The organism is Carnobacterium sp. FSL E2-0243 (genome assembly GCF_038003605.1).
Lineage (GTDB): Bacteria > Bacillota > Bacilli > Lactobacillales > Carnobacteriaceae > Carnobacterium > Carnobacterium maltaromaticum.
This window is the reverse complement of record NZ_JBBOPM010000001.1, coordinates 17,204-30,272: the sequence shown is the minus strand read 5'-3', so window position 1 is coordinate 30,272 and position 13,069 is coordinate 17,204. Positions and strand designations below refer to the sequence as shown.

The window sequence follows — 13,069 nt, the reverse complement described above, 5'->3', positions numbered from 1 at the left end:
TTAACAACTACTTAAATTAACTTATTGCTATGTGCTATTTTTTAGAATGAATAATTATTTTTAGATTAAGCTAATCTAGAAATAATTATTGAGGCTGGAATCTAGCTATTCCAGCCCCAATAATTATATTGACTCATTACTAAATTAAATCATACGTTAAAGTGTATTCTTCTGGCATACCATCTTCCCAAGTTCCAGTTAAGTTTATACTAGTATCTTCTTGATAGTTATAGCCTTCTATCACAGGAACCTCAATAGTATAAGCCTCTCCTACTGTGACTACTTGCGTTACTGTCTTAAGTAGATCGCCAGATGCATCTACAATTTTAATTTTAACTTCTTTTTTCATGTCTGTCGTAGGAGAAAAATGATAAACTACGTTGATTATCTTACTCTCGTCACCAAATAGTTCTGTATTAAAGCTTTCAATATCTGAAACTAACTCATAGTCTTCTATGAATTCAGGTAAATAATTTGGTTGCCAGATATTTTCCCCAACAAATCCAGAAACTGAAAGTGATGGTGTTATTTCAGATGCATTTTCAGGATCAGAATCATTTACATAACGAATCGTTGCACCTGAAGATGATGGAGCAGCTTTTCTAACTTCAGCACGGCCTGACGTTGTGAGTCCCATTGCAACTGTACAAGTTATCACTTGTTTATAAGCTTGATATTTCAAACTAGTTTGATCTGGTTTTGAAGATATAATACGATACCCTAAAGTAGGTGTTACTACCTCAACAGGTACTTGAGTACCAATAATTCCTCCAGGAATAATTTTTTGCCCAAGAACTTTAATGGCTTTACCATATTTATCTACATATTTCACCGTTATATTAGCTCCTAATATCGGTTCTTTAGCATACTCATAAATTACATCTTTAAAACCTTCTTGGAACGTACCCGATTGATCAGTTGGAGTAACATACCCTTTAATTCCTTTTGCTATTGTTGAATAACCATCTCCAACTACCCCCGTTAACTTAATTGAAGGAGCTAGCACTTTTCCTGTGTTTACTTCAAGATACTTAACAGTTATAGTTCCTGTTTGTACTAGAATTTTTTTATAGTAAAATGTGACCTGTTGATTTTCATTTGAATAGGTACCATTTTTGTTACCAACAACTCGATCAAAAGAGTAACCATCTTGTTCACTTGGTTCTAATTGGTAACTATCCCCATATTTTTTATTTGCAATAACCTCACTAGAAAATACATACCCATCAGTACCAAGATGTTTTACAGTTAGCGGTTTCGCTGGTTTCCCATCATAGTTAACTGTAATAACTTGTTCTTCTGGACTAAATGTAGCCACTAAATTTTGATTTGGTATTAAATTATAATTTGAAAATAGTCCAGTTGTTGGCGGATTAATTGTCGCGGCGTTGCCAACATTTCCTTTCAACACTTCTGTTTTCAACTCTTTGTTACTTTGATTCACATACTTGACTATTATATTTCCACCTTTTTGACCCGTATATTTAAAAATAACGGTTTGTGGTTTCATACTATATGTTCCATTTTGTGGTGCACCAGTGGGACCTACGCCAGTAAAGTCATAATTGGCAATCTCTTTTTGTTCTGTCGTATACGGACTACCAAATCGACCATCACCACTAGCATTAGTTGCTTCCGAAAGTACTTCTCCTGCTTGATTTACATATGTTGCAGTAACTTTCCCTTTATCCTCTCCAACTAATTCACCTGTATAAGTCACGGTAATTAATTGTGGTTCATTAGAAACTAAACCTTTTTTATTTTCAGGTAAGCTGTTAATAGTATAATGATCAAAGTTTTTTACTAAGGCTCCGTCATTATCCCTCTCAATATCGTACTTATCTCCATAACTTCCTATAATAAATTCTGTTCCTAACAAAGCCCCAACTTGATTACGATACTCAATTGTAATTTTGCCATTTTCACCTACAGATTTTCCTTTGTATTTATAAACGACCATTTGGGGTGTTTCTTTATAAACGCCTGTTTGTTTCGCACCACTAGAATCAATTTCTTTAAATTCATAATTAGGAATCTCTTTTTGTTCGGTTGTATATGGACTACCAAAAAGACCACTTCCTGTCGCATCTTCCTCAGTTGAAATTTCTAGGCCTTCTTGATTAATATATTTAGCTTTAACTTTTCCTTGCGCATTACCGACTTGCTTGCCTGTATACGTTACAATAACCGTTTGTGGCTGGTTATTAATTGTCCCTTTAGCATTTGTTGGCAAAGTATCTCTTGTATAATAATCAAATTCTTTTAAATGATTGAGAGAAACATCATAGATATCTCCATATCTTCCTGTTATAAAGACTTGATCTAATAACTTGCCTTCTTGATTACGGTACTCCACAGTAATTTTACCAGTTTCGCCAACTTCCTTGCCTTGATATTTATAAATAACCGTTTGCGGGCTTTCTGTATAAAATCCAGTTGCACCAGAGTTACTAGAATCAACTTCCTTAAATTCATAATTAGGAATCTTTTTTTGCTCGGTTGTATATGAGCCACCAAAAAGGCCACTTCCATTAGCCTGTATTGCATCGGCTATTTCATCCCCATTTTGATTTATATATTTAACTGTAACTTTCCCGCTACTATTTCCAAATGGTTCACCTGTATAGGTAATAATCACCTTTTGTGGCTGATCCGTAATGGTTCCTTTAGAGTTGTTTGGCAAAGGATCTCTTGTGTAATATCTAAATTCTTTTAATAATTTTTCAGAAACATCATAGGAATCACCATATCTTCCTATAATAAAATCTTCACCTAATAGCTTACCTTCTTGATTTTGATATTCTACCGTAATTTTACCTTTTTCTCCAAGATTTTTGCCTTGATAGATAAAGGTAACTGTTTGAATACTATCTGTATAAAAACCATTTTTTGTGGCTCCTTCAGCATCTATTCCAACAAATTCATAATGCTCTATGTCTTTTTGTTCTGTTGTATAAGGGCTACCAAAAAGGCCATTTCCAGATGCTGTAACCGCATCTGCAATCTCCTTCCCATTTTGATTTACGTATCTTGCAGTCACTTTTCCATTGGTTTCACCAACATACTGACCGACATATTTAATAACAACTTCTTGAGGTTTATTAGAAATGGTTCCTATGCTATTTTCTGGTTGATTCTCTACTGTGTAATTAGGAAAATCAAGAACTTCCGCCTCGTAAGATTCACCGTATCGCCCGGTTATCTTAGTCTCTTTTAATAACTTTCCTTCTTGATTGAGATACTTAACAGTCACTGGCTGACTTTTTGGCTCAGTTAAATCGACGGTTTTAGCATCTGAATAATAACCATTAGAATCAATCGCATAAACACTAATTTGTTTTGGATATCCACCAGTCAATTCTGATTCAGGAATAACCGTACTCCAACTAAGAGCTGAACCTAAAGGACTATTCGCTACATTTTTAAATTCTTTAGGACTTTCGCGATCAACTTGATAGTACATCTTCATATCTGTAACTGAAGGATCTTTTGATAAAACAGTCCCTCTTAAATCATAATCTCCACCCAAATATTCAAAACTTTCTCTCGCAACAGTTACTTCAGGAGCATCAACATTTTCTGGTGTCACTCCTACAATATACCCGATTTCTCTAGAACTATCTTTAGGAAAATCTTTAGGAGACCACTTCATAAAGATTCCAGAATCTCCATTACTAAAGGCAATATCACCCGCTGGTTTATTTAAAGAAGCTTGACCAAGGTTTGTTGGGGTACTAAAGACAGCTGGAACAATTTGTCTATTATATTGATCTGCCGCCCAACCTTCTGGTCCGATTGGCATATGAAAATTATAAGACAATTTAGAATCATTCTGAGCAATATAAAGACCATTATTTGACCCTAAATATTTTACAGGTACAGCATCATTGCCATCCAACATCGTGTCATAGCTTCTAGCAATCCAGACATTTTTTAAGTCCTTACCAGAAATATTTTTAATAGTATCTGAAACGATAATATTATTTCCTCTTGGCGTTAAGGTTGAAGTGATTTCAAACTGATTTCCAGCATAATTAGCAGTATAAGTTGCCGTAATAGCTGAATTAATGCCACCTCCAGTAATTGAGCGGACAGTAATATTAGTCGGATCTACATAACTATTTGCCCCGTTAAATCCTATCGAAATCGTTCCTTTATTACTTCCGTTTTGATATAGGTGTTCCACTCGTTTCCCTTTAGTTAAAAAATTCACATTAGCTACTTGCACACGATTCGGCTCAATCTCTACATTTCCTGGCTTCTTTCCAAAATAATAGGAAAGTTGTAAATCTTCTCCAACATCAATCAATCCCTCCGTTGCAATTGGTGCAGCCGATGCTGTTGGTGCCAGTAAAGCTAAATAAAAAAGAATACCGATCAACAAAAAGTTCATTGAAATATTACTTTTTTTTGTATTCATTGGCTTAGTTCCTCCCTTTAAATATAATTTTAACTAGTGAACAAAATAAATTTTGTCCACTAGTTAGATTAAAAAACTTGATTAATTTGCTGAAAACGTAATATATTGACTATCTACCCATTGGCTTCCACCTAGGTTATAGAAAGTTTTTCCGTTTACAGTTGCACGTTTGTACGTTAGCCATTTTGTCCCATGCTTTAATTGTTTACCTGTCCATGACGCTGATGAACTGGCTGGTGAAGAATACACATTGACACTATATCCCTCTACATAATTAATGGTTGCAACACCACTGACATTTTCTTCATTCGCTTCATTAATTGGTGTTAACGAAACATATTGGGCATCGACCCATTGATTTGTTCCAACTCGATACCAAACTGAACCATCTTTCATCGTCGCTTTTTGATCAATTTTCCAAGCTGTTCCATGTGCTAAGACACGATCTGATCCATTGCTTTGTGGTTCACCCCAAACACGAATTCCATAGCCAGGTACATAATTCACGTAACCAACACTTACAAATTTTTCAATAGTTGGTTTTTCAGTGGCTTTGCCTTCAACTGTAATAATACGAGTTAACTCTGTTGAAAGACCTTTAGGATTGGTTGCAATGTAACGTAAGCGATAGACGCCTGGCGTTGCAGTATCAATTGCTCCGTCAACTTTCCAAACAACATTCTGTCCTTCTACTGTCGCAATCTTATTTTCATAAACTTTAATATTCTTAGCTAAATCAAAACTAGTTCCAACTGGAATTGTTAGATTTTGACCTTGTGTAAAACGAATTACAGGTGCAGTTGCTGCTTTAACTATAACCGGAACTGTTATTACAGACGTAATGTTAGAGCCTGATTTTTTATAGGTTACTTTTACTTTATAGGTTGCTGTTTTACTTAAATCAAAGACTACCGGTGCTTCTATAACTGAATTTTCAGCAGTTAATGCACTATAATCACTCGTGGCTGATACATTCACATTCATATCAGATACTTTTATGTTATCAAGTACAACACGTTTAATGGATGCTTCTAATGAATCAACGCTATCCCCTTCTATAGGAGTTAAAAAATGAGATGTGTTTGTAATTGTTGAACCTGAATCATACTTACCGCCTCTAATTTCAAAAGAGGGTTGGGCATCTCCAATACTAATTTCTAAAGTACGTTCAACATTCGCTTTAACTAGCAAGTCACCAACATAAATATCAAATTTTTCAACATAGCTTCCTTCGTTAATAAACTTTCCAGTTCCGGCATCAATCAGACCTGCCTCAATTAAATATCCTGGTTTAGCATCAGACATAAGTTCTGTATTCGTTCCCGCAATTTTAATTGTGTAATCAGTGATTTCTAGACCCTCGGGATCTTTCACTTTTAAATCTCCTCTGACATTATAAACTTCCGTTACCTTTTTAACCAAATCAGGATTTACAGCAGAATAATGTTTTACATTTAACGTTACAGGTTGACTAATTGAAGGAGCTGTTGAACCTAGACTAAATAGTTTGAATTCAATGATCAAACGCTCAGAAGATTTAATTTCTTCTGCAGTAATAGCTGTTTTACCATTAATTACTAATTGACCTCGACTAATTTGATTAGTTAATGATTGAAGAGTAAAGCTAGAATCGTCTACTTTTAAAATCGCCTTAAATAGTGCAGCTAAAGCTACATTTTTAGGCCCAGCTGGATAACCTGAGATAATCGCTTCGTTACTTTCTTGATTTACAATATCAGCTAAAACACTTGCATGGCCATTTAAGTCATCGATACTAATTGAAGCTTCGCGCTTTAATTTATCGTCCAGTAAACTAGCCATTCCGCTATTTTGGCGTGTTGTTGCACTTAACTCATCTGCATGGACAGTCTCCACCGCAGCAATCGTTGAAGCTACAGGTAATAATCCCAAGATTAATACTGCATTTAATGTAACATATTTTAATTTATTCATTTTATTTTACAATCTCCTTTGTGGATATATAGTTAGCTAAAAATGTTTTAATCTTTTTGGAAAGACATATATTTAGTTGAAATCCATTGGTCTCCGCCTAAATTATAAAAACCATCCTTTTCACCATAAACACGCCATTTAGTTCCATGTTTTAATTGATTTCCTGTCCAATTTTCTCCAGATGCTTCTGCTCCGCGATAAACATTGACACTGTAGCCTTGAACATAATTAATCGTTCCAACACCTTTTAATTCCTTCATACCTGGTGAAGATACTGGAGTAAATTTAATATATGAGCCATCTACCCATTGATCTTTACCGACACGATACCAAATCGAACCATCCTTGAATGTAGCTTTTTGATCAATTTTCCAAGCCGTGCCATGAGGTAAATACTGATTGCTTCCGTTGCCATCTGGTGTACTCCAAACTCGAATTCCATATCCTGCTACATACTTAACATAGCCAACTGTTTCTAAACTTGTAATAGTTGGTTTGTTATTTGGTGAACCATTAGGATCCACTACATTAATCGTACGAATAAGGGTTGTTTTTAAATTATATTTATTAACGACAGAATACGTTAATTCATACGTACCAACTTTTGATGTATTCACACTACCACTAATTGAAACACGGTTTGTTAAAAGATTAGCCGCACTATCTTGATACGCTTTAAAATCATATAAATTAAAAGGTGTTCCAACATTGATTGTCATATCTTGGTTTGTGTTGAACTCAATAATCGGATAATTGGGCTGTTTAATCAATAATTCTAGTGTTACTGTTATCGTTTTCCCAAATTCGGTTACATAGGTAAATGGAACTAGTGCCATGCTGTTTTCTTTTGAAAAATCAATATTTGAAGAATCTACACTTAAACGTAATTTATCTTGTGGTCTGGTATCAAACTCTACAACACCCTCTTCTGCCCATATGCGGAATAGTTCTAGAAAACGAGTTTTAAGATCCTCATCTAACTGAGCTCGATTTATTAACTTTGAATCAAAATTAAAATAATCAGGATTATTTTGGATTAACATCTCAGATAAACGTTTTCCATCTGCACTAATATCCATGCTCCCAAGTTTTGCATTCAAAATAGTTGACCCTGATTTAAACGAGCTATTTCCATTCAATTCTTGAAATTCAAACTCTGATTCATCATAATGATCTGGGATAACATTAACTGTGACAGAAATCGTTCTTTTTTCACGCAATTCAGTCTCACTATTCATTAATGTTACTGTAACTAATTGAGTGTATGAACCAGCTTTAAGATAGACACCCTCATCATCAATAAATCCTTCTCCTTTTATTCCTTCTTTAGATGGCATAGTTTTTTTATTTGTAGAACCCTCTAAAATTGACCAAGAATCATCTGCATTTGTTAGTTCAATAAACTCACTTGTCTGATTAACAAAATCTATATACCCATCTTCTTCACCTACGAATCTAGTTAAAGAAATGCCTTCTTTAAGTGCAATTTCAGGAGCATCTGTGTTTAGTGTAATATCTGCCTCTGCAGTTTTCCCATCCGTTCCAAATACTTTAACTGTCAATGTTAATACAGAACTTGATAAGTCATCCAACGTTACATCAGACTTACCATTTACAAGGAACTGGGCTTCTGAATTTTCACCGGCTGCCCCTAAAATTTCTTTCAATTTTTTCTCTTTTGCTATTACTTTTGTAAAAATTTGTGTGAAGAATACATTAGTCTCTTCACCTGTATAGATTGTATTTTTTGCACCACTATTTACTAGCTCCATTAAACCCTGTTTTAGATTCTTATCTACCACTGGCGTATCGGCTGGGTCTACACGGTTGTTCCAACCATTTACTCTAACAGATGCTTTCAAAGCATTTCTTAAAATTGCGTCATAACTTGAATCTGCATAAACAACTGCCGAACTTACTCCTAAAATTGGTGTTACAACTGGCGAGATAGCTAATAAAACAGCGGCACTCATTCCAATAAATTTCATTTTTTTATTCATTTTTTTTCCTCCTAAAATTTATATTAACAGGTCAACCTGTTAATCACTCTTTGACTGAATATGAATTTTTGGCAAGCTCTTTGTATTCAGTATTCATAAAAATCACATTCAAATCAGCGGTTCCATCAAGTATATAAGCTACCGCTACATCAACAGTCGTATCTTTTTTTAATCCTTGATTTGCTTGCTTAATTAGCTGCCCATTATTGTCCTCTCTATTCTCATAAGGAAGAGCACCAATCGGCAAAGGATCTTCATTATTTTGTGTGACCTTTACATACCTAAACCAAAATTCATTTGGGATAATCTCTTGCTTGGTTTTATTTGTTACTTTAAAATAAATAATCGCCAATTTTGTATTGTTTACACCAGCAATCGTCGAAACTTTTGATAGTGAATAATTGATAGCACCTATAGTTACATTTTCTCCCGAAGTTATAATACTTCCTTCTTCAAGCAAGTACGGTGTATCAATTATTATTCCCTCTGACTCTTTATCCTGGCTTCTCTCCTCTTTAACCGCACACGCACTTAAAAAGAACAATAAACCCATTATTACAAAGAAAACATAGTTTTTTTTTATAATTGAAATCCTCCCCCTAGTTCTTATAGACTAAATTGAATCACCACTTTCCAGTTACATAATTAAGAATGAAAAAGAGTCTAAGTAAAAATAGATTCCAACCAAGCTATTTAATCAATGCCACACAATAACATACTCAGAATATCAAAGTGTTCCCTTGATTAGAATTCCAACTTTTTCCGAACAATCGGAAAAATTACAGTTTTTATTTTATGTAGCTAAGCTAATCTTTTTAAATAAATAACAAAAAAAAGCCTGGCAATCAAGAAATGAAAACTTGAATGCCGAGCCTTTTTGAGTTTAAAAAATTATTTTTAGCCACTTAATACCTACTTAAATTTTGATATATTTTGTACCCATCTCTCCTTCAAAACAAGATAGTTCCTGTAATTTTTTCTGAATATTTTTCCAGTCATGTTCATTCGGAACTGAATTAATGCTAATAACCGGTATATCAAAAAAATCTCCATAAAAATAGGACATTGTGGCTATCACCATGGCATATTTATTTTGATTAAATTTTAAATTTTCAGAGGCAATTATTGAAGCAGAAATATATTTACCAAAACGATAATCAATTAATTTCCGGATAAATTCAGCATGTTCAGTACCCTGATCACTAATAATTCCAATTGAAATTGGAACTACAGATTTTGTTAACTCCATTGTTAAATTCGTCCAATGAATAATCAACTCATATAAAACTTCATTAAAAAAAGAGGGATTCTCTTTTTCTATCGTTGAAAAACTAGCAGCTTTAATTTCTTTTTTTAATATCTTACTAAAAAGTGGATATTCTTGCTCAATATGCTGCGAAAAACCAATTTTTTTATTATGCAAAATATAATTTTTACCAAATAAAAAATTCCGAGCATTATAAATTTTCAACACTAATAACTCTTTATTTTGTAATTCAATGCCTAACTTTATTGATAAACTCTCTAAAAATTGGTCAATTATAGCAAAATCTTCTTCAACTTTAGGATTATGTAATTTTTCTGGAAATATGTTCGTGGACAAAATGTAATCATCATGGAAAAAGACATAAAACAGTTGGATTAGCATGTTTTTTGTTAGTTCAATACCCATTAATTGTCTAAAGGATTGAACTAAATTTGTATGACTCAAAATTTCATGAATAATTTCTTCGTTTTCCTTTGAAATCTTACCAATTTTACGAACATGACCATTTTTTAAACGAGTCAAAGCAGTCATTGCGCTAAATAAAAGTTTCTTTTTGTTTGAAAATCCTGAATCATCTTGATAATACTTAAGAAAAAAATCTAGAATGGTATTTATTAATCCTAGTTCTTTGTCCTCGAATGGGGAGCTATCTAGTAAATATTTTTCTAAAAAATAATGCACATAAAAATTTTGAATTTTTAATTCATCTCCAACCATTTGATAGGGCGATGTTCGAATTTCAATTCCAAATTGAGAGAAAAATGCCGTACATTTTTTAACAATTCGATTTAAAGAAGATGGGCTAATAAAAAGACTTTCGACCATTTCTCCCTTTTTTAGGCTTTCATTAAAAAAAACTAATTCTAAGAAATTAAACTCGTAGCTATTCCCCAAAGTAACTGAATAAACAAAATCCAAATTATAATTTTCTGGATATAAAATTCGAATCCCCCTTTTCACAGAAGTTGTAATTTGGAACGGGGCGTATATGTTATTTATTATGTTAATATTACTCCGCAATATTTTTTCAGAGCAGTCTAATTTTTCCGCGATTGTTCCTAATGTAATCCAATCGTCTTGAAAAAAAAGGACTTCAATAAAAGAAATCTGTCTAGAGTCAATTGAATTTAAAATTGATTGCATATATGCACTCCTTTCGAATAAAAATTAATTTATGAGGAAATTAATGACATTAATAAATGATACGTGTAATTTACTTAAATAGCAATTAAAAAAAAAAAATTCTCTTATTTTAAACGTGAATTATTTGTGAATAAATCATTTGTTTTTATGACTTTTCCGCGCATTCGACCAAACTAAATTAGCTTTTACATTACAGCATATGTTAAAATATAAAATTTTTTAAATGTACGTTTAGCAGTGTTCTACTCACTCATTTCAAAAAAAGAGCTTTTCCACATGAACGGAATTTTTTGAAACAACCTCTTCTTTTTTTTATGTTAGGCTAATTCTATATTTAAATTTGCTTAAGGTTATCTAAATCAGATTTTTAATATATTTAATTATCCTTCTGTAAGTTATCTATACTCAAAAAAAGACCCTGTGTATAAAAAAGAGGTGAGAAAAAATGAATTTTAAAACGATTGATGTATTAGGAATACCTTTTACATGCACGAACCAATCAAATTTTATCTTTCAGTTAGAAAAAGATTTGTTCGAAAATAAATCAACTTTTGTCGTTACTGCTAATCCAGAAATAGTCATGTATGCTAAAGCCTCCCCAAATTTTAACTCATTGTTACATAGTGCAGATTATATTACTGCTGATGGAATTGGAATTGTTAAAGCCGCTCAATTTTTAGGAACTCCTTTGCCAGGAAGGATTACTGGATATGACTTACTTTGCAGTTTGCTAGAAGTTGCTAGTCAAAAAAATTATTCAATCTATTTCTTAGGTGCAAAAGAAGAAACATTAAATCTTGCACTTAAAAATATAACTAACTCCTATCCAAACTTAACTATAGCTGGGTCACATCACGGATATTTTGAAATATCTGATCCGACTATTATCGAAAACATTAAAAAGACACAACCTGATTTTATATTCGTTGCTTTAGGATTTCCAAGACAGGAGCAATGGATTGCCTCAGCACAAAAAGTTATTGGTGGGGGTGTATTTATCGGAGTTGGAGGTAGCTTTGATGTTCTTGCTGGAACGGTTAAAAGAGCTCCACTATTTTGGCAGAATTTACATCTTGAATGGTTGTACCGATTAATAAAGCAACCAACGCGTTTGAAGCGAATGATAGCCTTACCAAAATTTGTTTACCATATTTTCAAAGATTAGAAAAATTTGATTACAAAGGAGAATTTATTTGAAAATTTTACACGTCAACGCTGGTAATGAAACGGGCGGTGGCAAATCTCATATTGTTAGTCTACTTTCTCAATTTAATCCTGAAGAAGTTGATTTACTTGTCTTTGAGGAGGGACCTGTTGCTGAGCATGCTCGTAAATACAATATCAACGTATACGTAATTGAAAATAAATTCAACTTACTCTTCACCATAAAATCAATTGAAAAAATTATAAATAAAAAGAACTATGATGTGATTCACACACATGGTCCTCGAGCTAATTTTTTTATTGGCTTAACAAAGAAAAAGTCTCATCTTATTTGGACTACGACAATTCATAGTGACCCGTTACTAGATTTTGAAAATAGAGGCATTAAAGGAGCCATTTTTAAAAAGTTAAACATCTGGAGCTATTCCAAGATTGATTGCTTTTTATTAATTACTGAGTCTTTTAAAACTCAACTTACTCAAATGAACGTACCCGAAAATAAAATAGTAACTATTTATAATGCAATTGACTATTCTGATAAAAATGAACTAACACCATTGCCTAAGCAGCTTAATTCAAATTTTATTTTGCTTATTGTAGCGCGACTTCAACCCGTCAAAAATCATGCTTTATTGTTACAAGCTCTTTCTGAACTCGAATTAAATAATGTAACGCTTCTGATTGCCGGAGATGGCCCGTTAGAAGACAACTTAAAATCCATTTCACAAGACCTTAATTTGACTGATTCAATCGAATTTTTAGGTCACCAAGAAGATGTTGACACTCTTTATCAATTAGCAGATGTATGCTTATTAACTTCTTATAGTGAAGGTTTTCCTACTGTTTTATTAGAAGCTGCTAAGTTTAAATGCCCAGCAATTGCTACTAATGTAGGAGCGACAAAACAAATCATTCCGCATTCTGATTTTGGTTGGGTTATTGATAACAATAAGGATTCCCTCAAAATCGCGTTGACAGAAGCTTATATCGCTTGGAAAGAGAATCGGCTAGCTCATAAAGGAGAGTTATTTCACAAGTATGCTAAGACTAATTTTTCTATGCCAAAATTAGCCAAAGATATCAAAGCCATCTATTGTCAGTTACTACAGACTAAAAAATAAT

General features: G+C 33.1%; 7 protein-coding genes. 2 read left to right on the top strand and 5 right to left on the bottom strand.

All coding sequences use genetic code 11. The annotated features are described in order from the left end of the window. Positions 1-139 precede the first annotated feature (139 nt). From MHI00_RS00105 to MHI00_RS00085, 5 genes are all read right to left on the bottom strand, one after another. Positions 140-4,420: a MucBP domain-containing protein gene (locus MHI00_RS00105; RefSeq protein ID WP_341109961.1), complete on the bottom strand. Its 4,281-nt coding sequence runs from the start codon at positions 4,418-4,420 to the stop codon at positions 140-142. Between the two features lie 81 nt (positions 4,421-4,501). Then, positions 4,502-6,373 (bottom strand): immunoglobulin-like domain-containing protein, encoded by a 1,872-nt coding sequence (locus MHI00_RS00100; protein ID WP_341109960.1) that lies wholly within the window; start codon positions 6,371-6,373, stop codon positions 4,502-4,504. A gap of 47 nt (positions 6,374-6,420) precedes the next feature. Next, positions 6,421-8,373, bottom strand: coding sequence for a DUF5011 domain-containing protein (locus MHI00_RS00095; protein ID WP_332629768.1), 1,953 nt, complete (start codon positions 8,371-8,373; stop codon positions 6,421-6,423). 43 nt (positions 8,374-8,416) lie between these two features. Then, the gene (locus tag MHI00_RS00090; protein ID WP_015075106.1) at positions 8,417-8,926 is read right to left on the bottom strand and encodes a DUF5067 domain-containing protein; all 510 of its coding nucleotides are present in this window, start codon (positions 8,924-8,926) and stop codon (positions 8,417-8,419) included. A gap of 363 nt (positions 8,927-9,289) precedes the next feature. Then, positions 9,290-10,783 (bottom strand): M protein trans-acting positive regulator PRD domain-containing protein, encoded by a 1,494-nt coding sequence (locus MHI00_RS00085; RefSeq protein WP_010052369.1) that lies wholly within the window; start codon positions 10,781-10,783, stop codon positions 9,290-9,292. 445 nt (positions 10,784-11,228) lie between these two features. Between MHI00_RS00085 and MHI00_RS00080 the strand changes: the two genes are divergently transcribed. Further along, the gene (locus tag MHI00_RS00080; RefSeq protein WP_010052367.1) at positions 11,229-11,948 is read left to right on the top strand and encodes a WecB/TagA/CpsF family glycosyltransferase; all 720 of its coding nucleotides are present in this window, start codon (positions 11,229-11,231) and stop codon (positions 11,946-11,948) included. Positions 11,949-11,976: 28 nt separating this feature from the next. Continuing rightward, entirely contained in the window at positions 11,977-13,068 is a 1,092-nt protein-coding gene (locus MHI00_RS00075) for a glycosyltransferase family 4 protein (RefSeq protein ID WP_332629766.1), read from the top strand. Position 13,069: the final 1 nt, after the last annotated feature.